This window comes from Shewanella sp. FJAT-51649 (assembly GCF_019457435.1).
Taxonomy (GTDB): Bacteria; Pseudomonadota; Gammaproteobacteria; order Enterobacterales; family Shewanellaceae; genus Shewanella; species Shewanella mangrovisoli.
Window position 1 is genome coordinate 3,383,310 of record NZ_CP080411.1, and the last position, 23,630, is coordinate 3,406,939.

12 protein-coding genes are annotated in these 23,630 nt (G+C 40.6%); all 12 read right to left on the reverse strand.

Going from position 1 to position 23,630, the window contains the following annotated elements; translation table 11 throughout:
- Window positions 1–5: 5 nt before the first annotated feature.
- The 12 genes from dpdJ to K0H59_RS14980 all read right to left on the reverse strand — a co-directional run bounded on the left by dpdJ (window position 6) and on the right by K0H59_RS14980 (window position 23,629).
- Window positions 6–4,430, reverse strand: coding sequence for a protein DpdJ (gene dpdJ, locus K0H59_RS14925; RefSeq protein WP_220053572.1), 4,425 nt, complete (start codon window positions 4,428–4,430; stop codon window positions 6–8).
- Complete coding sequence (dpdI, locus tag K0H59_RS14930; protein ID WP_220053573.1) at window positions 4,430–5,167, reverse strand: protein DpdI; 738 nt, start codon at window positions 5,165–5,167, stop codon at window positions 4,430–4,432. The genes dpdJ and dpdI overlap by 1 nt, the downstream gene beginning before the upstream one ends.
- Complete coding sequence (gene dpdH / locus K0H59_RS14935) at window positions 5,164–8,301, reverse strand: protein DpdH (RefSeq protein ID WP_220053574.1); 3,138 nt, start codon at window positions 8,299–8,301, stop codon at window positions 5,164–5,166. Before dpdH ends, dpdI begins: the two co-directional genes overlap by 4 nt.
- Window positions 8,301–9,182 (reverse strand): protein DpdG, encoded by an 882-nt coding sequence (gene dpdG / locus K0H59_RS14940; protein WP_220053575.1) that lies wholly within the window; start codon window positions 9,180–9,182, stop codon window positions 8,301–8,303. Before dpdG ends, dpdH begins: the two co-directional genes overlap by 1 nt.
- 4 nt (window positions 9,183–9,186) lie before the next feature.
- Window positions 9,187–11,625, reverse strand: a complete 2,439-nt coding sequence (gene dpdF / locus K0H59_RS14945) for a protein DpdF (RefSeq protein WP_220053576.1) — start codon at window positions 11,623–11,625, stop codon at window positions 9,187–9,189.
- Window positions 11,626–14,661 carry a protein DpdE gene (gene dpdE / locus K0H59_RS14950; protein ID WP_220053577.1) on the reverse strand — a complete coding sequence of 1,012 codons (3,036 nt, stop codon included), beginning with the start codon at window positions 14,659–14,661 and terminating at the stop codon, window positions 11,626–11,628.
- A gap of 549 nt (window positions 14,662–15,210) precedes the next feature.
- On the reverse strand, window positions 15,211–16,332 hold the full coding sequence (gene dbpB / locus K0H59_RS14955; RefSeq protein ID WP_220053578.1) for a DGQHR domain-containing protein DpdB: 1,122 nt from the start codon (window positions 16,330–16,332) through the stop codon (window positions 15,211–15,213).
- Window positions 16,322–17,602: a tRNA-guanine transglycosylase DpdA gene (gene dpdA, locus K0H59_RS14960; protein WP_220053579.1), complete on the reverse strand. Its 1,281-nt coding sequence runs from the start codon at window positions 17,600–17,602 to the stop codon at window positions 16,322–16,324. Before dpdA ends, dbpB begins: the two co-directional genes overlap by 11 nt.
- An 80-nt stretch (window positions 17,603–17,682) precedes the next feature.
- Window positions 17,683–18,498, reverse strand: a complete 816-nt coding sequence (locus K0H59_RS14965; RefSeq protein WP_220053580.1) for a hypothetical protein — start codon at window positions 18,496–18,498, stop codon at window positions 17,683–17,685.
- Window positions 18,499–19,141: 643 nt separating this feature from the next.
- Window positions 19,142–19,804 (reverse strand): 7-cyano-7-deazaguanine synthase QueC, encoded by a 663-nt coding sequence (gene queC, locus K0H59_RS14970; protein ID WP_220055615.1) that lies wholly within the window; start codon window positions 19,802–19,804, stop codon window positions 19,142–19,144.
- A gap of 64 nt (window positions 19,805–19,868) precedes the next feature.
- Complete coding sequence (locus K0H59_RS14975; protein WP_220053581.1) at window positions 19,869–20,750, reverse strand: 6-carboxytetrahydropterin synthase; 882 nt, start codon at window positions 20,748–20,750, stop codon at window positions 19,869–19,871.
- A 1,178-nt stretch (window positions 20,751–21,928) separates the two neighbouring features.
- Window positions 21,929–23,629, reverse strand: coding sequence for a toxin-antitoxin system YwqK family antitoxin (locus tag K0H59_RS14980; protein WP_220053582.1), 1,701 nt, complete (start codon window positions 23,627–23,629; stop codon window positions 21,929–21,931).
- Window position 23,630: the final 1 nt, after the last annotated feature.

The window sequence follows — 23,630 nt, forward strand, 5'->3', positions numbered from 1 at the left end:
TGTCTCTAATGTAATGCTTCTGCCAATTCAAAACAGGCCATAAGATCTCCTGACTCCCTCCTCAATCCGCCAAGTCGGGGGTGCAAAAATAGACCGTGATAATTAATTGGCTCTACGTTTACTGTAGTAATGACTTCATTCAATTTAGAAATTGAGGACCGAGGAATTCGAAGTTCAGCATTACCATGTAATCCAATTAAGAATTGCAACTCGCTTAACCAATCAAGTTGTTCAATAGAGGTACTTACAACATCATTCTGGAACATCTGTTCGAGCAATAATCGCTCAGTACCTGAGTTTGTCTGAATAAACTGGTTATAGTGGCTAAGTTCTGATTGGCGTATGATGTTCCCTCTCGGCCATAATTGTCCTTGTAAACGACAATAATCACTAAAGACTTGCTGAACATTATCACCATGCCGATGTTTGGCGAAGGCATGGCAAACTGCATTCAGGTTAAGTTCAAGTCCTGCAGTTTCTTCAAGCTCACACCACTCTGTTAACCAAAGAAGTATATTCTCATCGTTTCGTTGGCTACTGCCAGGACGCAAGATACGGCTAAACAAAACAGCCATAAAGCTATGAGAGACATTAAACCCATGCATTCTCAATTGCTGTCGCAATTGTTTGTTCGCAACGAAACGGCTTTTGTAATCATTTGAAGCACGTATACGAGTCAAACAATCCGCCAACGTTGGTTGTTGTGGTAATAATTGAAGTAATTGATATAGGTCGCCATCAAGTTGCTCGTAGTCTCCTGAGCTAGTGCACCGAATCCACATATTAAGAAGTTGTACAGGATCTTGATGATAATTCTCAGCCAAACGACTGATAATACCACTACCACCTGGCTCAGATTCACTTACCCAGATCTGGAGTTGTTGATTGTGCCATTGAGAATCAATAACTAATGCTCGCTCGTCAATATCTGGAAGCACTGTAAGTAACCACTTTTGAACAGCTGCAGCTATAGTGTTAGACAGTAAACTTTTTAGCCAAATCAATATATTAGGCTGTAGACTTAACGGACTACATAAGCAATCCAAACAGCTAGTAAGATCTGCCATTAAACTTGGCTGACTGAATAGTTCACGCATCCAAGATTGAAGCTTTTCAGGTTGTTTCTCATCTAACTCAAGACCTGACTGGAATAAGGAATCAGACACCTCAATCAGATATTCAGATGCTTTGGAACTTGTTAACATACCCATTACCTGATCCATAGTTTTCCCCCGCACCAAACCTAAAGCTATTGCTGATAGGTAGCATTCACAAATCCAATTGGCGCTAAACGGATCAAACTCAAAAACTGGCAATTGTCGTAATTTAGAACTAAAAAACATCCCCTTTAGACTGCGCTGAAGTGTTGCCGAGTCCAAGAATCCTAATAGTTGTTGTTCATCCACTTCAAATCTTAAGCAAAGACCATCAAACCATTGAGTATCACCTATTGCTACAGCTTTACCTTCTTTGGTCCAACGGAAATGCGCATGCCCCTTAGCACCATTCCGAAATCTCATTGAGGCTGTAGAACCAGTACAATAGCGAGTTATCTCCAATGGAGTTAACTGCTGATGAGTAAAAAACTGTATCTGCTTTAAGTAGTTACTCCATGGACCCGACGGAGGTGTAAAACACAGGCCGGGAGTATCGTGAGTAAAGCGAACTTTCCAATGCAGTTGAGCATTACTCTTTTCGGTCAGTCCGGTTTCAAAAGATAGAGTTCGAGTCCGAAGAGCCGTAGGACGATACACCGATAGTGAGCCAGACTTAGTTTCAATTTCTGCCTCTGAATGAATTACGCCATTCCCAAAAGCCTCTTCAACCCCGAATTCAACACTTTGACAAATATCTGGTTGAGGAACGAAATTGTCCGGAACTAACCAATCAGCGTCATATCGACTTCGCACAGCATAACGTTTAGAAATTCTACCTGGAGCAAACTCTCTTAATCCTTGGAAAAAATTAAGCCCCTCCCATTTGGGGTACTTTCCACGCTGTAATTCGATACTGAGATTTGGTTGGTTTAATTCATCGAAAAGAGCCCCAGGAATAAACTCTGGAACAGGAGAACGATCACGGGTTAACCCACTCCAAGTTTCGCCATTTTCAGTCCAATTTGTTTCGACTTGACGTTTCAGGCTTGGTAAAAACTCCATTACAACTGAACGTGGTGGGTGCCATAATACTCGTTGCAAAGATGAATCATTCAAGCCCAATGCACTGCTTAGGTAATTAGACAATTTTTGTAGTTGAGCATCATCGGTTAACAACTGGTGTATCTGCTCAACCAACTGCGTCCTTTGCAACTCCTTTTTATTATCACCTTTTTTATCCATTGGATAATTCAGTAAATTCCACAAGCTTTTTGCATCATTCTGATAACCAAGCCAATCTAATGTAGCCATGGCAGCCTGCATTTTTTGTATGTGGCTGTTCCCTAGAGGTAAATTTTGCCGTTTAACCTCAGGGTCAATTAATGTTTCGTACTGCTGAAACGCCATTCTATCGCGGCCAAAATCAGACATTACAGCGAGCATCCATGGACGCATTTTTCGAATACGACCTGCACGCCCCTTACGCTGCAAGTATGAGGCGACATCCCTTGGGGCTTTGTGTTGTATAACGGCTCCAACTTCAGGATCGTTAAAACCGACTTCTAACGATGAAGTGGCCACAACTATCTCTGCATTTTTATTAACACCAGAGTCTTGGCTTGAAGTCCTATCAATCAACGCTCGATCATCTTCGCTGAGGCTATGTCCAATGCTTTGAGGCATTGCCCAATTTTGCCCAAATTGAGTGAAGCGCTGAATTTTTGAAGCATCACCTTGCGTGTCACGTAAACTCGCCAAAGGTGCTTTTTGAGGTGTCAGTTTCCCTGTAGTATTCCAACCTTCGGCATCAGCCAAATCGTGAAATAAGCGGTTTACTAAATCTAAATTATCCGTAAAAACGAAGGTCTTATTCCCCCAAACACCATCGGATATCCGCTTTTTATTATCAAGAATTCGACGAGTTAAGGAAGTTGTTTGAATTGTGGTAGATAGAAGTGAAGTTTGTGATACAGGGTCACCTCGTAATACCATTAAATATTCAGCACCTTCTTCGATCATTTCATCTTCATTGGGCTCAATTAAACGAACATGTTTAGTCTGTGCACCAATGAGTTCCGAAAATACTGTCTCTGCATCTGCTAAGGTTGCAGATAATCCTACATAATGTGGACGACAGTATGCTCTTTGCATCCAACGTCGAAGAAGATAAGCTGTTTGAGCACCAGTATTACCTGTGTATGTATGTACTTCATCAAGTAGCACTAACGTTGGTCCAATCACATCCTTGCCAATACCAAACAACTTTTGATATCGACGATTACCTAGGTGCTGATTGAGCATTTCTGTTGTAGTAAATAAGATATCGGGAATATTAGTTAATATCGATTGCCTAGTAATTGAGATCTCATCATTTCCAGTTCTTTTGCCGCACTTTTGACATTGCAATTGTTCATTATGATTAACTTGATTTTCAGCATGCCAAACCATCTTTCCATCGCAACCATCCTTTGGACACTGCAGCAAACTAAAGTGGTAATTTCCAGAGTTACTCTGTTCTGATACATCAGTTAAAGTATCAGGCGTATCACCAAACAACGCTGCAATACGGATTTTGCGACCTGCGGCAGGAAGTAATACATCATCCAATTTCCGACACTGCAGCCAAGTTTCATTAAATTGGTCTTTAAGCAATTCTTTACGTGGATAAATCGCTAATATACGAACCCTAGAAGTGCGTTGTTGCTCAATTTCTGCAGCCAGCGCTGTTAATGCTGGCAAATAGAACGACAGCGTCTTACCACTACCAGTACCTGCACAGACAATAGTTCCTGAAGGTGTTCGACGTGGTTGGCTATGTCTCTGCCATGCTTGTAAAATCCGAACAGTAGCCTTAGCTTGAAAATTTGCTAAAGAGAACCCTTGCAACAACGCATCAGCAGCTGCTTGACGCAATGGTTGTTGAAGTAAATTTGGTTGCCACTCAATCAACAATTGATGTGAATCACAATCTCGTTTCGGATAACGACGACGTCGACGTAGGAAGCGATAATCCGCAACTAATGAACGAGTTGACTCCAATTTTTGGTTTAGGAACCATTGACGCTGGTTTCGGAAAAGATTAACAGATTCAGCCATCCTAGTTCGATATCCTTCCAATCCCATTAAATTTGGCACCTGAAATAAGTATCCAAACTGAAGTAATTGAAAAAAAAGCTCATAAAGATCAACTTTAGAACCTAGGGTGGGAGCTAAAACATCTAAAACATCTTGTTCAGTGAAAAAACCATTAGTATCTCCCCAAACCAGAAAACGTGCCTCATGCTCTTCTAATAAATCTAATGCTTCGATTAACAGTTCTGTTGAAAGTCCCATCAGTGAACCTGTCTTAGAATAAAATTACCCAACATGTTTTTCTCGTTAAGCCACTCTAAGACATCTGGCGTAAGAGACTTTAAGGATGGCTGACCGTTAAAACTAAACTCGTTAAGAAAGTGCTCTACATCTTTTGGAATATCAAACTCCATTTGTCCTTTTAGCTCTTCCATCTGCTTTGCTAATTCTTGGCACTTAATAACCAAAGCCTCATCATCAGGCATCGACGATAAAAGATTCAGTAATTGTTCTGAAAAACTTCGGAAATTCTTAACGACCTCTTTCACAGCACTAAGATTACGCTGACTCTCTAGTAAAGACTCAGCCAATAAAGCACGTTGTTTTAGAGATTCAGACCACTTATGCCAGACTTGTTCTTCAATCTCAGTAACTTTAGTAATAGTGACCTTACAGGAACTAAGCGCGTTATCTAATTGCTCCCCTTGACTCAAGTCACCGTTTTGCTCCCACAACTGTAACAACGATTCAATAGTCGCAGTGCTCGTTTTTAGTTGTTCATATATTTCTTCGTCAAATATCGGTGGTTGAGCCAAGTCTATATCTATGATGGATAATGCAGCATGAACTCGACATAACCTAGTCAATGGAGAAGCAATATTACTTGCTTGTTTGCTTACTTTGTTGAGGCTGTCAATTTCAGTTTTCGCATTTTCTGCAGAGTTATTAATACTCAGTTGATCAACTAACTCATTCAGTTGCTCAATTAAATTAGTCATCCATGTTTCCTCTGTGACAGCGTTTGCAAATCACTGCGAATTTTACGTAGCACGTCTCTAGCTTTCTCTCTAGATTCATTTAATGTTGCTGCGTCACCCATCGCATTATCTCTCCGAAGTTTAAAGACAATTGATTGCCTAACCTTGGTCCACAAGTCCATCGTTGTTCCAAAATTATCGTTTTCAACTGCTGGCAATGATTGCAAAGCACACCACTGAAGGTAAGGTTCTTTCTGTTGAGATACATTTCGTATTGCTTTTATCAACTCCCAACTGCCAGATTCTCGTAATTCTTTAATACGATTACGCAAAGAGGGATAGGATGGGAAATCACTTTCAGAAGGATATTTATCGGCTCGTTTTAGTTGTGTCATTACTTCCAACCAACGATCAAGCAACAGTTCAAAGTCTGGTTTTGTTGTACAACCAGCAAAAAGACTCACTGCAGTCTGTAGGTTTGCAATGTCATCTAAACTATTCTTTATTTGGAGTTGAAAATTTCGGTCTGGCGCAGTGCTCAAAGAGTTTTCAGCCTTACGCAACGAGGATTTAGCCAGATCCCCTTCAAGTGCACGATTCTGGGTATTTATCAACTCCAACCAATTTGACTTAGTACTCTCCCATTCATTGATTGCTGACTCAATAAACAACCTATCTACCGTGCGACTCCCTTTTAGTCGGATAGAGTTAAGTCCTTCACGATATACAATATCATTTTGATTAACCAAGTCTGTCGCAGGCAGTAACAAGACATTTAACTTAGCTTCAAGTGTCATGCTCGAGGAGAACAAAGCCAATTTTGATGCGAGCTTCAGATGCTCCTCCATCGCCTGTTGAAGTTGCTTTTCCCTCTTTTCGCCAAGGATTTTGCTGATTTGGCTAGGCGCCCATGTAGACATAAAATCACTGATGGCATAAAAATCTTTTTCACCGTTAGGGTAGTTGTAACCCAGACGATGGCCCTCATTCGCATCAGACCAACGCAATAGCCCAAGTGAGACTCTTAATATGTCAGACCGAGCCAATTCATCCCTTAATAACTTGGGGTCAAAGAAACGAAGTGGCATCCCTTCACTATCTCCATTGGCCTTATGGAGAGAGCACATGAATCTTGAACCGACAGTAACAAGCGGCATGAAATCAGCAGCGATTAAGTTTTTATCAAGATTAAGCAATAGTTGTTTTTGAAGCGCCTTTCTCAATTGATTACTCAATTGTTGGGATAATGTCTTCCCCTCTTGTAGCCAAGCACTGAGTTCCGCAACATATGGTTCTTCAGGCAATAGAGGTTTTACAGGTTTATCTGTAGGCTTTTTAGGTTTAGTCTTCTCATCAATGATTGGTTTTACATAGTCAGGCTTGGGAATGTCATTACTAAGATAAGATGCAAAATCTTGACCTCCAAAAGCAGTAACAACCGATGCAGGCAACTGTTGCTTTAATTGATCCCAAGTCTGTGGTTTGTTTCCCCAAATAGTTGCGAGGCTCATAGCCTGCCCTGGATTTTTCAATCCGAGGCCAACTATATCACCTTGTAAAGTAAGACTCCCTCGTATGCTTGCAAACTCTGCATGCGGGAACTCCCCCTGAAGTGCAGATTTTGCACCATCACGCACAACTTCTAATACAACTCGGTTTAGAACTAAACGAGGGTTAAATCTGAGTACTTGGTGCTCATCAACACAATGATGACGGACCAAAACTTCGATGGCATTTCGACTCAATGGAAAAAGTGGGACTCGTGGTTGGCTTGCTTCACCAAAAAACTGTAATTCATCAGGAGTTCCATCCTGGTTCTGCCAGACTGGAGGCCAATTACTAACATTTGTAGTTGCGTATAAATTTGCTAATTGCTCTTTTCCGTGCCTAGCAGCATTAAGATAACGGCCACAGAAATTTATAATTCGTTCAATTTGCTGCTTATCATCACCATTAGCCTCTTCTATACGCCATTCAGCTTGAGCTCGAGTTTTAATTGTCCCTTGTCGACGCACATAACCAGCGTACCCCTCTGTCACCGCGATTGCAGACCTCAATGGACACAATTCTTGCTCACCATCGTAAGTACTTTCTTCCATAAGGGAGTCAATTAATACGTCCTCAATGGCTGAAATAGCAGCCATATCCTCGACAAGAACAACAAGCGTGCGTCCTTGCTGATGAAGATATTTGCGTATTTCTTTGAAAAGATCTTGAAAAGAGCCGCCGCGATAACGAAACATCTGCTCAAACTTAACCCCCATTGCACGACCTAATACCTCGTTGAGGATATCTGCAACTTCGGTCCGAACATTTGTATCAGTATTTAAACGCACCTTTCGGATATAATCAGCCACCCCCTTTGTAGTTTGGGTCAAATCCAGTGAATCACCAAAATCCAAATCTGAGCCGTGGATACGATAATCATTACGCTCAAGAGTGTTATCTTTTGCTCCCTCAAGCATTCTCTCTGCAAATTGGTAAATACAGTGATTTGGTTTAAGGAAAAACTGTCTTTTGATTTCTAAGTCATTTAACAACCAACGTAAGCTAGGCTCATCCTCATCATCGGTTTTTCCATAATGCCGAGACTTCAACCCTAGGGTCTTTTTCTCTTCCTTCTCCTCCTCCGTCAATTCTACAGGAGTCTTGGTAGATAGATATTTCCCTCTGACTTTTATCTCTGCTGCAGTACGGACTATCAGTTGCCCCATTTCCAGCAATAACTCTTCAGCCAACTCTTTAGGGGTCTTTTTTTCTCCAATTTGATTGATTCGACTTCGAGCATCTTCAAAAGAATCCCCCTCTAAGCCCGCAAGTAGCTTTTCCAACACTTGACGCAAGCTGGCATTTTTGGGAATTCGGACAATATGCCAATCAGCACTTTCTGGAGATGTCGCTAATTTTGCGGCCAACCAGCGAATCAAGTGCGATTTTCCTACTCCACTACTACCTATTATCGGTAATGGCCTTTCAGAGCGAATAAATTCCTGAAGTAAATCATTCTCGTTGCATTGGCGAATATCACTAGCACTAGTCCCATCACGACGAAGCAACATTGGCTCATGGACAGCAAGCAAGGTTGTTTCACTTAGCTCTTCAGCTTCAGTCCGAATACATTCTTTTACTCCTTTGAGGCTTGGCCAATAACTCATTATCTCCATTCTACAGCCCCCTGAGTAAACTCGACTTTACTAACTAATCGGTTGTCTACCAATGCACTACTTAGTACCTTAGTATGTGGATCGTCACTTATTTGAGCCAAGCGAATAACGCGACTCCGTTCCAGACGCAACAACGCATTGGTCAGGCTTGCACTTATCTGATTGGATGGAAGTGGAGAGATATTTGGTAAGTTTTGTTCCACTTCTTGTCGCATGCTACCGCCATCTAAAATCGGTAAATTTTTGTTTAATTGCTCAAGAAATTCCTCAATACCCATTTCCGGCTTACCATCAAACATTTGTTTTAATAATGGTTTTATTGCTCTAGTAGGGTCTACGCAGTAATACTCACTATCAATTCTTTCCAAAAAACCCAAGAATTGTAAATAATCAACCAATAAACCAGTTACGTTTGAGTTGACAACTTCATTTGGCCAATGTCCCTTTAGAGTCTCCTCAACTATTTTTTTAGTGAGCGGATTAGCTGCATTTAAAGTCATAGAAGCTTCACAGAGCATCAATCCTAAGTTACGTAGTAAGGGTTGGCCATCAGAGCCTTCCATGATACTTTTGCCAACGTAATTTTTTATTAATACACCCAACATGCGTCGTGGAAGGGATGAATGTCCCTCTGGATTCGTTGTTGGATGAATGCCTTCTTCGGTTTGCACCCATAACCCCAAATCGGACCAAAATTTAATGTTTGAAATCAATTTTTTCTCAGCATTCTCATTTTTAGGCAAGTTTTCTGGTCGACATAAAGATTCTAATTGCATCAATGTTTGCGGCTTATTAACTCGAGAAAGAACCCTATCAACTAGGGCTACTATACGAAAGTCACTTCCTGGATTAGCATTATTTATAATTGACATAGCATTACTGTTTTAGGAATTGTGAAAGAGGCATCGCATTGGGATGGCAGTCTTGCCAATGACGATATGAAGCTTTAGGGTCTGGTAGATTGTCAGGAGCGATCAAAATACTATTCGGACCAAAAGGATCAATTGAGTGTAATTTTTGAACATTCGGCGAAAGCAACACTAATTCATGCCAATATTCATTGGCATCGTCCAAATTGAGGTCAATCCACATTAAGTCATTACTCTGAAAGCGTTGATAAAGTACTTTTCTTGTTTCTTCATCAGTTCGAATTGCTTGTACTTGCCCACTTTTGAGCCAACCATGCAAACGCTGTTGCAGACTTAAAACTAAAGCACGAATATCCGTGGATGCTGGATAATATGTTGATGCTGTAAAACCATTTTGGGATTGGAAGTCACTGTACGCAATTTCCCCCAAAACTCTACTATTGACTCGTCTATTTGCTCTACGACATCCAGGACAACCACCGCAAGCATGTTCAGGAGTCCAAGAGTCAGTTTGGTAATGTCCCACTAATTGTTTACAAAGCAACCTATCATTATTCTTTAAGATATCCAGCATCGCTTGAAAATCTGCTCTAGAAGCGTCCAACTCTCTTTGTCTTTGCTTGGAAACCTCTGTAGACCAAATATCTAAACTACTGTGTCCCGCTTTCAAGTCATCTACATGCACCGTTTCAAAGTATTCTTTATAATAGTTTCCTAAATAAACTTCGTACTCTTCATCACTCTCATTCTCCGAAATACGACGCGGGTTAGGCGCCTCAAATCGTAAAGCAAGCAACCCTGAACGTTGCATTAATAATAATGTCCGCCAATTCCAGCCTGAGTTTTTTTCATTAGAACCAATAACATGTGCTGGAACTATATTGACTGAAACGGCATGCTCAGCAACAGAACTGTTTTTTCGACGCTCATACATTGCTTGCCAACGAGGAAACCCCTTTTCATCACCAATTAATTTTGCCTGACTCATCATTTGAGCCACTTCAATTTGTCCTGAATGAAACAACATATAAGTAATGCAAGCTAGACCATCTCGACCGCCACGCCCGCATTCTTGATAGTAACGATCAAGACTTTCTGGTACAGAAGCATGGACTACACTACGGACATTTGCTTTATCAATCCCCACTCCAAATGCTGAAGTAGCAACCATAATGTCGCACTGGTTGTTACGCCATTGATCAACCAGTGACTGGCGATCATCCTTAGATGTTTCACCGGTAAATAAACCAACACGCTGATAACCTAAATGCTTTAGATGACTGTACCAAAATGTAGCTTCATCTACCTTCGTGGTGTAAACCACCATTGGTCTTGGCAAAAGAGTGAGTATGTGAGCTACTTTTTGCAGGTGTTGCTTTTCACTATTACAGTGCTCAATATGATAATCAGGTTCCGGACGCAGAAAACAACCATTAACTTCAATTAATTGCTGTTCGGATGGAAGAAGACGTTTAAGCACATCAACAGTTGACCTAGTGAGAGTTGCCGACATTAAGATATGCCTTATTGGCCTAGGACTGGTCATTTGTAACGCATACAACAACGGTGGTATCAATTGAAACTCAGGACGGAATTCAGCCCCCCAATGAGCGAGCATGTGAGCTTCATCAATAATCAAAGCCCCTAAACGCTGTTGCTTTGCCAATTTAAATAAACTTATTGTGAGTGCTGATTTCGCGGCCTCAGGAGAGCAAAATAAGACCCGCTGCTCTCCGTTCTCAAGACGCTCCCGAATGCCGGCACGAGATTGTACTGAAAGACCTGAATGCCAAGCATAGTCCCCACCGTGATCTTCTCCCATAGCCTGAAGAGTGAGTCGCATCCTGTTTGCTTGATCCATCGCCAATGCAACAGTAGGTACAATAACCAATACCAATTGGTCTTGTGAGCAAATAGCAACCTGAGCATCAATCAGTAAAGTTTTGCCACACCCTGTAGGTAAGTTAACCAGTAACGCTGACTCTACAGGGGCCTTTAGAACTGCTCGCACAGCTAAAGCTTGCCCCTGACCATTATAAAATTGATATTGTTGAGACTTTAATCTTTGCTTCAAACGACCATCAAAAGGCACTTTAAAAACCTTTCGTCGATGTTCTAGTTGATAAATAGAATTAAGGTACTCTGGTAATTTGTCTACCAAGGACAAATTATTATTAGAGTCTTGCTGAAGACCAACTGCCCGTAGAGCCGAAATTGAAAACTCCTTCGCCGCAGGTAATTTATCCCCTGACAAATTTAACGCTTGAGAAGCTGCTAAAGCATCTCGATAACCAGAAAGTAAGTCGAGTTCTGAGCAAGGATTAGAAAGTAAAATTAATAATCGTTGCCAAAATTGTGAATAAGATTGCTCATTTAAGGAGGGAGCACCTCGAATCAATTCTAGTAAATCAATCTGTAGTTTCTGCCATTGAAGTTGCATGTTCATTTAGTTAAAATTCTCTTCACGACAAAGAACTACCGCTTTCATGCCAATCGGACGTAGTGTATCCCCTACAGGTAACTCCTCAAGTAATCGCTCTGTCACAATCTTTGCAACCTTCGAGACTAGACTTTCCCAGTAATCAGATGGGAACCATTTAGCCATTTTATGCCAAATTTCTGGACGCATATTGACATCTTGATAAACCGACGTTCCATCAGAATTATATGGTTTTTCTAGCCATGGGATTATGTTTTCATTCGCGGTTTTACCATTTTCATCTACCCAGATACTTTGGAACGATGGATGCCGTACCTCATCATGGATGCGCTGCTCTGTATAATTCTGGTGTTCATTAACATTCCGATAAAAATGTATCTGAAAATAAATCTGACGCTGATTAATCGGAACATTTAATAAAAGACGCAAAATAGAACAACTTAATCCTCGAGGATCATGTTGCAACATATTCCATATTTGGTCCACGAATGGTTGACCGTAACGGAGAGGATAAACGTTGTCGTTTTGACTACTGGTAACTCTAGAGGGAGACATAATGTGAGTTGCTGGAGGATAACCAGCATCCATATCAAACCCAAGAATACATTGGTCGATTAATGTATCAATATCGACTAACGTTTGTGGCCCACGAATTCCTTTCTGGTAGCGAAAACGTACCCCATTCTCCTCTGGGTGTAATTGGAAATCTAAGCCTCGTTGGATCCAATTCTGAATTGCTCGAAATTCGGTCTCAGCCTGCTCGTCAGCTAACTGTATCTGTTCACTAAGAACTTGAGCCTTAGCAACGTCTTCCTCCATTGCTAGTAATTGCTCTTGATTAGCAACTTTGACTCGTTCACGATGCAATAAACCATTATGTGAACTTAGTTGCTCAATAGATTGATCAAGTATTGAAGCGCCTAACTCCCAGTAACGCCGCCAAAAATCATTTAAATAAGGTTCTAAAGCATGTTGATATGAAGCACTACTTTGATCAAATATCTTTAATCCAAACTCAAGTAATGACATCCAACTACTACGTAAACCAGGCCTCTCAGGTAATAATACTAATGACTCTACTGGATGAACGTCATGTAAATTACCGCTGTAACGATTAAATCGACCTAAGCGTTGTTCTATACGTGCACTATCAAGGGGCAAACTATAATGTACAGCCAAACGCCGACCACCGTGCATATTAAGGCCAGTTTCCCCTCTATGATCACAAACTAAAACTCGAATCGTATCATTTAATGGCTCTGACAACTGTTCTGGTTTATGACGGCTTATTGGAAAAACCAATTTCATCTGCAACTTAATAGTAACCCTGTCAGCTTCCTCTGGGGAATCACAAAAAATGACAGCTTTCCCACTGCAATCAGAAAGCCAACGATTCAATGACTCAATCAAAGCTTCATCCATAGACTGTTGCTCTTTCTTAGCAACGCAATATAGTTCCTCTAAAAGTTCTTTTTCATGAATGCTCAATTGCAGTCGATTGTTCTCAAGTGTATTTTTAACTAATAATGACAAAGATAATGGACTTGCGAGAACTGCGCAGAGCCATGTATCCATTCCTACACTATGCCAAATAGAATATTGCTCTGGAACTTCAGATGCGATTGCTCGAAAAGATTCAAATAAGTACTCGCTAGATATTTCACTGTGAGTCCAATGAGTACGGACCGCTCCAGCTAAGCCAGGGAATAAAACTTTAATAGAGCTGCTTTCACGTCGATTACGCAACACTCGGTGAGTCAGTCGGTAGTTTTCCCCAACATAGTTACGTAACTTAAATATTTGTTCCCTTCTCTCATCTCCTTCCTCTGGCTCAAGCCAATCAATTAAAGGCCGAGTTTGCTCAATGATATCCAACAATTTTGGGTCATCTACTAGCATTTCTTGGAGGCGATCAACGGTATCTGTAAGGCTCGCATTATCAGCACTAGGTTCAATTGCACTAAATAAACCATTAAGTAATTCGCGATGCTTAACTAAATGACTAAAGCGTTTAATCCCAATCTCATCTAGGCGGTATCCACTAGGATTTAGCAGGTGCAACATAGCGAGGAAATTTTTCTCATTCCCTTTGAGCGGTGTACCGGACAATAGCAAAACCCAATCGCTATTGTTAATACATTCAGACACTTTAATGAAAGTCGCTTGATTTTCAGTCTCCCAAGCCCAAGGCGCAACTTGATGAGCTTCGTCAATCACAACCATGGTAATGTTGCATACTTCACTAAAAAGGGGGAATTCAGCATGAGTACAAATCTGTATTTGAGATGCAGGATCCGCAGCATCTTCAATATCAGTATTAATGAAAGGACTAAGTTGAAAACGAGATGAAAGTTCATTTAGCCACTGGACGACCATTCCAGAAGGTACCGCGATCAAAATACGCGCTTTACTTCCATATTCAAGTAAGTGCTCACGTATGATCATCGCAGCTTCTATAGTTTTACCTAAACCAACCTCATCGGCCAAAAGAAATCGCTTACTAGACTCTGAAAGCACTCTGCGTACGACAGCTAGTTGATGAGCTTCTAATTCAATTCCAGTACTACTTATTGACTTAATTGACCTAACTGCAGCTCGCTGAGAAATATAGCTACGTTGGAACTCTTGGCGCAAAGGATAAAAATATGGAGCATCATTGCTTCTTGAAGCCAAAAACTCCACAGGTGATAAAGGATTTACTTCAGAGTTAACGACTTGAATATCTGAAAAATCGACGTCAGCTATATCATCTTCATTTGAGCGAAATATCACTCGATGTTGGCCGTTAGGAATTTTGCAACAGTATCTTGCTCGTCTCCATATTCCTGTTACTTCATCTCGACAGTACACAACTGCTTCAGAATGTAATGTTACGGGCTTTAAATTTTTTAGTAGGATATTTTGCGGGCGAGATTGAGGGCGCAATGGAGACTCAAAAAAAGTGACAGTAGCCATCTCAAGCTCATGTATTTTTTGAACTTTTCCAATCCCTTTAAAATATTCTGAACAGACAAGTTGCCCTTCAAATAAGTTGATATCCATATCTAAAACCTGCTTTAGTAATTATTATTTTTACTGGTAAATTAGGAAGGTTTGATACAAGTGTGATAAATCACATGAAACCAGTGAAAACTCTATATCGAACAATATCTTCACTACTTAGTTTGCCGGCACCACTTATACTCAACCACCTTCATAGCTAAAAACCTAACTGCAGAAAATGTTACATCGGCTTAACCAAACAGGTCAATTTAATCTATAGGGGTACTGTATAAAAGACATCATGCGTCACAGATTGAAGAATAGACTGGGCGTTACTTTGAATAATTCAAGCAGCACAAAAGATACAAGATACACCTTTCAAAGGTATTAGCAGGAACTACAAGACAGGTCATTAAGGGGATGAATTCTGGATAGATCAAATGAATGGTACCAGCTAAGACAGAGCATCTCCATCTTAGCCGTAACATTTCTTTGATTGAAGTTTCGACACCTTTATCAAAGTGGGTAACTCTCATCTTTTCAAGATGATGTGTCAGATCTAGTCTGAACTAATAAAATTTATAGCAGTATTAGTTCAGACTAGATTATCTAACCAACACGATAGCCATTTACTAAATAATCAGTAACTAGGGAAATATCTTTCGAAAGGTTTTGTAAATCATTCCATTTACGACTGATTTTAGTACCGTCAATCTCCATACCGAAATCCCAAACCCCTTTACTCCAATTACAAATCGGTTTGATTTCAATAATTTCCTGCTCAAATTGCATTACAGTTGGCACATCATCCCAACCGACAGTATATCCATGGTGAGAATCATAAATTTCATCCAATAATGCCCCTAAAGATGCGATCCCAACACCATGAAGTAATCGAGATTGTCTCGGTGGTAAAGACCATTCTTCTTTGAATACTAAGGAGACTGCTGTCCAGAAATTATTTAAGATTTGTATCATTTTTGTCTCATCACCCATTCCTGTTTCAGGGTCTCTGAAATGATACAACGCGCCTTCTTTTAAGCTCCCTTCTATCATCTTAATGATAGAAGTGTCAGCAATTATGCCGGTAGGATTCGTTGCAGTTTTTATCTTTCCCTTCAACGGACCTTCACCATAATTTAGTCTCTGAGTTAACAGAGATGGAAACTTTCTAGCCTGAAGATCAGATGGAAGACGACCCTCTGTATATGGGGCTAATTCATGTAAAAGTGTTTTAGGTAAGGGTTTAGTACTATTCACAAGCATAAATTGCTCACGCTGATCTGCATCATTATCAGTAATGAAAGCGGATACTGGCATCACAAAAGATTGTATCTGAGCATCCCTCAATGCAGCCGTACGTTGTTGGCCATCTACAATGAAACCGGGTTTTTGAAAATCATTATCATCACTCACCGGTATAACAAGATAACCGACAGTATCATTCTGTTCATTCGCTGGCTCAAAATATACTCTATTATCAAATGCAATGATCACTGGGTTCGGGATCATGGGATTAAAACTTTCAATATAACGCTGAATTTCTAGAATATGTTTCTGTACTTCAGGACGTTGATAACCCAGTAATTCTTCACCACCTCGTTTGATTCTTGAAATTGAAGCAATGTCTGTAATCTGCTTTCCTTCAATAGCAAGGCTAAATAACTGACGGTTAGGGCCTTGCTTGATACGTAATGCTGGTACACGTAAATGTTTAAATTCAATTGTCATTTTTTAGCCTTGATTCTAAAGCAGTACTCATATTTAACGTTGATTTCAATTTTTTATACAGCACTTGAATATTGTGAAATCCTCTTCGGCGATTTCGTTCAGCGCCCCTGAAAATAATGACGTCAATACCTATCTGCTTACAAACATCACAATCACAGTCATCCCATGGACGTTCATTCAAAGTACGCCAGTATTCATTTCGAATTTTATCAGCCTTATCCACACCTGCATGTAAAGTTTCATAATCAACTAGTGCGGTAAGGGCTTCATCTGTTGAGATTTCCCTTTTACCGTATGCCCGAAGTGCTGATAAAGCATTGCGCTCTAACACTCTAGCAACATCTTGATCAATTTCTCCAGACTTAATCTTTCTACTTAAAGTAAGATTTCCATCTAATTGAGGAACACGGAGAGCAACATATGCGCTTCCATCCAATACATGATAGTTATTACGCTTGTCTTTAAATGCTTGCTGCAATGGTGTTGTTGAATCGATACTAGTAACTCCTAAACCAATGAAATCTTTGAAACTTTCAGGTCTTGCTATCCCTAGTAGGTGAACTTTTGTATCTGTTTTCAAATATGGATGAGTACTTTTCAAAACTTCCAAAATTTGCGGAGTTTTTAAAGGTACCATACCCCCCATAGTAATATGTTTGTATCCCATTTGAATTAGTGAGCGAACGGACTCGGTATAAGACTCTGCATTCCAACCGTGAGCAACACCATAAGGTGTAAAACGGGCCCTTTCGGAAGCTTTCAAAAATTTCTCAGCGTTATCTAGAGTCAGTTGTTGTCTTCTAATGCACTCGTCCAACTCCGCCCCTGAAATGGTCTTTTTAGGGCTATCATATCCAAAAACAATATGGTCGAGTGATACGCCAATATCGAATCCGCTATCCTCATAAAAATCAACAATTTCATCAACGGTATAAGGTGGATTCTCTTGACTTACATACGTGAAAGCACCGCAATCCCCCATTGAAAGCATGTTTTCAGGTAAGCGAAAATAACTCTTCATTTTAACTCTGTAAAAACGCTGTCTTTGGGCGCGAGTATACCTACTTTCACCATTACCCAAACCATCAACCACAGCCTTAGATACAAGCATTCCATCATAAGGGAAAAGGAATTCTCGCTTAAAAACCTCATGAGGATAGAAATCGTCCCGTTGTCTAACCCGGTGCTCATTTCGAGTTTCTTTGAGGAAATCGAAACTGGGATCGACGAAATCCTGACTATCTGGGAAAAAATATTTTAACTTCGACAACTTACAATTCCTACCAATCTAAGAGTGCGAAAAAACAAGACAGCCTATCACAGTACAGAACAAATTTCACCTTGAGGAGACTATGGTTTAACTCTTTTAAACACAGCTTTAAATCTCTTCTCCTCGAAACTTTTACCTTCTTTTCTAAACATAATCAATAGATTAGTGACTTTCACATCCGCACATTTAGAAATAGACTCTTTGATATAAGTTTCGACCTGACTCTCAGTTTGCTTTTGACCTTTAGCCTTTTTTTGTGGTGCATTTCGGATTAAAATTGGCAATTGATCAGTTTTAAAATCTTCAAGCGATTTTGTCGTATCTTGTTTTAACCAGCTTAAAAAATATTTTGCTAACGAGATATTCAAACTCAACATATTTGCTTGAAGTGCCGTTCTCATATCCTCTCGGCTTCTTAGGAGAAATCTATTCAAAGAGGGGTAGGAATCATTTCCAGATGTGATGATAATAAGTTGTTTTTCTGGTTGCTCAAGGAACAGGATTGCTTGCTCTAAATCTGCTGAAACCGCTCGAATATAATCTTTAGAACCGCACACAATAAACGTATCTTCTGAATGGTCTCTAAAAAGCACTTTAAAACTATGCTCTTTATATTCTGTTAACAGTTGCCACCAATTCGAGTTTGAGTCTGCACGCTTTTTATTCCATACAGGGATGGAATTGTCTGAACCAGCAGAGAAAGTTGCTTGGTAATCAGGGATGTGTTCATTCTGATTAATTAATCCTAGTCCTGCAGACATAATCCACAATTCTACACCGAGTTCTAGCATACAAGACTTTGCAACAGACCAATGTGCCCCTTTATAACGCTCTATAGCAGGCAAGCAATCTTCAGCAGGAACTCGCTCTAATTCCTGCACCCAATTTTGTGCCATTTTATCGATTGGCTTAGGTGGTACGGAACCGAGTAATGCTCGAAAAGTGCCGCTCTTTTTGGAGTTAGTGCAAGAAGTAATTAAGTGGATCCTGGACATCGTAGACTTTCACAATTCTTAGAAACTCTAGAGTCTAAACTAAAAATGGGAAAGCAGCTAGTCGAAGTGAAGATCCTTTAACAGTGCAATAAAATGGATTTGGATGACTATCACAGGTAAATCCCAAAAACCTCATCATTCATCCAACTAATATGTGAACTTACAATGTGTTGTCCAGATTACTGTGTACACCGCTGTGGAGTCTTTTGTGACTTCTTCGTTAGCGCTCTGATATGTAGAGCGCTTGAAGTCAATACTATGTAACGACTAATTGCAAAAGGAATCAATTAATATTTTGCTTTATTTACAGGGACTAATTAGTAGGCCGGCTAAAACAACCATTTTCTCTGAGCACTAATTTCCCTTCTCTTTCCATGAGCAAACAATACGATTTACATTCATCGAAAAGTTCCTGACTAAAATCACTTGAATGAAGTTTGAACATCAGAGATCTAGTTAAAGTATGGATTTCGAAATCACCAACAGAGGTATCAATGAGATTCTGTATTAAATTGCTGTGAGAATTAGTATTCATCATGTTCCCTTATTCATAAATCAAAGGATCTTCTACATTATTTATTGCAAATGCTTCTAATCGTTCTACACAACTTCCGCACTCGCCACAAGCATATTCACGGCCATTGTAACAAGTCCAGGTATTCCCATAGTCCAATCCCATTTCAATCCCATCAGCAAGAATCTCGATTTTGCTTCCACTTAGGTAAGGAGTTACGATTTCAATGGACTCGTAGTTTGCTATTTTAGTAACTGCATTCATCTTCTCAACGAATTCAGGCCTACAATCAGGATAAATCGAATGATCCCCCGAATGTGCACCATAATACACCTTCGTCGCCCCTATAGACACTGCATAACCTACAGCCAAAGACAATAGGATCATGTTACGATTAGGGACTACTGTTGACTTCATATTATCTTCAGCATAATGCCCTAAAGGCACATCTATAGCGCTATCCCTCGTAAGGGAAGAACCGGAAATTAACTGACTAATAACACTTATATCTATTACTTTGTGGTCAACGCTTAATTCCGAGCATACCTTCCTAGCATACTCAATCTCTTTATTGTGACGTTGACCATATTCAAAAGTTAGTGCATAAGGTATGTAACCGCTCTGGAGGACTTTATGCAACACAGTAAAAGAATCCATACCACCAGAGTAAATAACTACTACCTTTTCTTTTATCGTCATTTGCTACCGAACTCCATTCGTATCGTTTAGGGAAGTGCAATATTAAAACATTACTGAACTAATTTTTTATATACATAGCCTCTGCGATAGCCCCTTTACCAACGCCTTCAAATGCTTGGACCTCTATCTTTTGATTAGGGTTTAACTCTGCTAACTGTGAAGCAATATAATTAGCAAGTTGCTCTACTGTTGAGTCAACATTAACTACTTCAACTCTCTCACGTGGAAGGATTATTTCAAAATATCCCTGCAAACTTTCATAACTGGTGTATACATTTTCACCAAAACCTAATTCCCTAGCAGGATCGCAGGGCTTAGATAAGTTAATATCCTCTTCAGTTACGATGTAAATGTCCTTCCACCTGTCAGCCCAAAATGACTGTAACAGGCTGTCCAATTGACCATTTTTGAAAATTTTTATCCTTGACCTATGTCCATGTGCGATACGTTGACAATTACCCGTGTGCTTTTTTAAGCCATGGCTATAGTGATAGAAAGGTTCATCTATTTGTTCTTCACGTAATTTAATAGAAATTTCCTGAACATTTGACGGCAATTGAGGCAGAATTGCCTGTTCTAAATACTTAGAGATAGTTTCGACATCAATGTACGATGCATCAATAAAACAAAAAGCTTGTTCAGGTCCCTGTACGTAAAAACTTGCTGCACGGCAAAATGAGTTTTTCACCCAAGTTTTTGTAGAAGATCTGTCAAAAGCAAGTGAAGGGGCTCTGCTTGGGACAATTAAACAATGGTCAACTAGTTGATCGATGAGTGATTTAATTTGCTTCTTTACTAAGCCAAAATCCAAAACCATTGATTCGTCATTCAAGTTACCAGTTAACTGTAAATCAACGATCCAACTTTCCCCAACTACTCCACGGTCAACGTACACAACTGAAGAATCAATTACTGTTAAATCATTTACAAACAGTTTCATATAAAATTACCCATGAAAATTTTACCCTAGGATGTTGTAGCACCAGAGAGCAAAGCTTTGGTAAATCAATCAAATTCAATAACTTGGCCACGCTCCACATCAAAGCGATTTCGTCTTAAAAATCTACTAGCAAGATTTTGACCAGAGACATAATGTACCTCTTAGCAAAAATAATGTCAGTAAAAGATACATTCCATAATAATCATGCCAACTCCCCCTCTAGAACTGCTCTATTTTAAAGACCGCAACAGCCACAACCGATAGTCTGAACGTTGAAGGAGCTTTGTTTCCTAAACAGAACCTGTCATATGTTAAAGTTCAATAGCAGCCCATTGAAAAGTAGAATCAAGTTACATCTTCCTGAAAGAACAATCTGTTACTCAAAAATCGTTAATTTGATAGCTTTTAACCAACTTTTGGCATTAAAATAAAATCTCAGGGTAAATGTGATACTTTTTTAGAACTTTTTTTCTATAAAAATAGTTTTAAATCACAAAAACGAATAAGCGGACGAGGGTTCAGTTCCCTTTTAAGCAGGAAGTTCATGTTACATAACAAGTTACATCAAACTGACCACGTCAACGTAACTCATTGAATTAAAAGGCCGTGAGACAAAAATTCAAGTTCCGCCGCCCCACCAAATAAAACAAGGACTTAGCAGAAATGCTAAGTCCTTTTTCTTTTCAGTGTCCACCGATTGCCCACACAGATTTACCAATGTCCACAATTGCTGTTGCCAATTGCTTAAAATCTACGAACAGCGCAACAACGAAATCATTTCAGAGCTTTGCTCCTTTAACTCCCCCTAGGAATGACGCTGGTTGCGCCTACGAACTGCAATAAACCAAAACTGAAAAAATTTAAGATACAAACCGTGCAGAAGGGGGAGCAAGAGTGCGGATTTCGTGGCTTAGTTTCTCTATTGCGCAGGTCTATGTACCTTACTGTGCTTGAGCAGTGTTTTGTCTGTGTGGTTTTTTATGGACACGGGTTCAATTCCTCATTATTGGAATTAAACACGCATTGATTTAGATGTGGTCACATAGCCGCACATGACTACTCAAGAGAGATATTTCGATTGGAAGGCGGTTTAGGCAGAAAGAGTGTAGCTCAAATCCAAACTGACTGCGGCCCCTAAAAATGGGCTCGGCCAGTTTAGAGCTGAGCGAGTACCTACATTATTGGCCCACATCGACACCATTTTGATAATGGTATTCGGATGAGGCTTCGCCGTTGAAGTAGTAAACCAACTTGCCGTGTAACTGGTTATCGACATACTCTTCGCTTCGCAGTAGGCTGCCGTCTTCATTGAAGCTGTAGCTTTTCCCTTGCAAAAGGCCCTTGTTATCGTACTGCATCGTCCCCAATAAGTGGCCGTTAGCGGACATGGCTCGCCACGGGCCCACTTCGTGCCCCGCTTGGTATTGGCCGTGCCATAACTTCACCTCACTGTAACTGCTCTCGTCTTGTACTAACCATTTACCTTCACGCTGGCCGTTAACATACTGGCCTTGGGCTTGCAGTTGTTTATCGAAGCCTCGCTGTACAAAAGCGCCATGCAACTTATCGTTTTTATAAAACGCTCGATACATTACCGTGCCGTCGGCGGCGATATCGCTCTGTTCGCCGTTGAGCTGCCCTTGCGAATTAAACTGTTCGATACGCGTCGAATCGGGATTTTGGCTCACCCACTTTCCGACCTTTACATCCGATTGATATTGCCCAGTGACAAAACTGCCATTTTCAGCGTTATCTTCACGATATGCGCCGTGCATTTTGCCTTTACGGTAATTTATCCGCCTGATAGAGCTATTCCAGCCTGCGTCAACATATACCCCTTCGTAGCTCCCCTTAACTCGCTCTTCTCGTTCAAGCAGCGAACCCGCCGCATTAAAACGCTGACGCAGACTCCAATCTTTTACGGTATCGCGCTGATATTGATAAGTTAACTTTCCACTCTCATCGAACCGCTGCTCGTTGGTAATATGGCCTTTAGCGAGATATTGGGTGTCTATTTGGGAGGTCACATGGCCCGCACTCGCATAGGTTATATCCTGAATTTCACGGCCATGAGTGTCGTATTTCTGCTGCTGCGTTAATCGCCCTTGCTGATCAAATCGTTGTTGGATACCCACCTGCTTATCATGCTGATAATGTTTAATCTCTCGAGGCACATCAGGAGCATGATAAACCAACACTTCACCATGTAATTTCCCCTTAAGATAAAACTCTTTAGTGAATAACCAGCCTTCTTTTGTCCAATACAGGCGCTCGCCTTCTCTTTTCCCCGCCACCATATTCACGGTTTGCTCTGGCTGACCATTGCTGTGGAAGCTTTCATATAAGCCTTCCATCCCCTTAGCGCCATAGGTTACCCGTGTTTGCAGCTGGCCATTGTCGAAATAACTTTGCGCTAATCCGGACTCCACACCATTCGCATAATATTGATGGTCGCGTAATTGGCCATTGGTGTGATAACGTTTTTGCTCACCATGGAGCCTGCCATTCAGATATTGGTACTCACCCGAGCGTGTTCCATCTTCCCAGTAATACAGATGCGTTCCCTGATAACGCCCTTGTGCATCGCTACGTCCCTTGCGAGAGAGTTGACCATTGGGGTGATAAAATTCGAAATCACCGACAATAGCACTCTCCGCTAAATTGGGGCCGTTGACTGTCCCTTTAAAAACGGGTTTATCTGTCTCTACATAAAAAAGCGCGACTGGCCACACGCCCTCTTGCTCAGTCGCGAGCTGTTTCTGGTAGTAAATCGCTTCACCTGGCACCTCGCTAGGCTGCCATTGTTCGTCGAGTAAGATGCGTTCAGCCAAGGCATTACACGACAGGAATAGTGCAGATAATAGTAATAAGGCTCTCATA

Bases quoted from the DNA above. Each gene is read 5' to 3' on its own strand.
- dpdJ (WP_220053572.1), bottom strand. From the start codon at position 4,430: ATGGGACTTTCAACAGAACTGTTAATCGAAGCATTAGATTTATTAGAA.
- dpdI (WP_220053573.1), bottom strand. From the start codon at position 5,167: ATGACTAATTTAATTGAGCAACTGAATGAGTTAGTTGATCAACTGAGT.
- dpdH (WP_220053574.1), bottom strand. From the start codon at position 8,301: ATGAGTTATTGGCCAAGCCTCAAAGGAGTAAAAGAATGTATTCGGACT.
- dpdG (WP_220053575.1), bottom strand. From the start codon at position 9,182: ATGTCAATTATAAATAATGCTAATCCAGGAAGTGACTTTCGTATAGTA.
- dpdF (WP_220053576.1), bottom strand. From the start codon at position 11,625: ATGAACATGCAACTTCAATGGCAGAAACTACAGATTGATTTACTAGAA.
- dpdE (WP_220053577.1), bottom strand. From the start codon at position 14,661: ATGGATATCAACTTATTTGAAGGGCAACTTGTCTGTTCAGAATATTTT.
- dbpB (WP_220053578.1), bottom strand. From the start codon at position 16,332: ATGACAATTGAATTTAAACATTTACGTGTACCAGCATTACGTATCAAG.
- K0H59_RS14965 (WP_220053580.1), bottom strand. From the start codon at position 18,498: ATGGCACAAAATTGGGTGCAGGAATTAGAGCGAGTTCCTGCTGAAGAT.
- K0H59_RS14975 (WP_220053581.1), bottom strand. From the start codon at position 20,750: ATGAAACTGTTTGTAAATGATTTAACAGTAATTGATTCTTCAGTTGTG.
- K0H59_RS14980 (WP_220053582.1), bottom strand. From the start codon at position 23,629: ATGAGAGCCTTATTACTATTATCTGCACTATTCCTGTCGTGTAATGCC.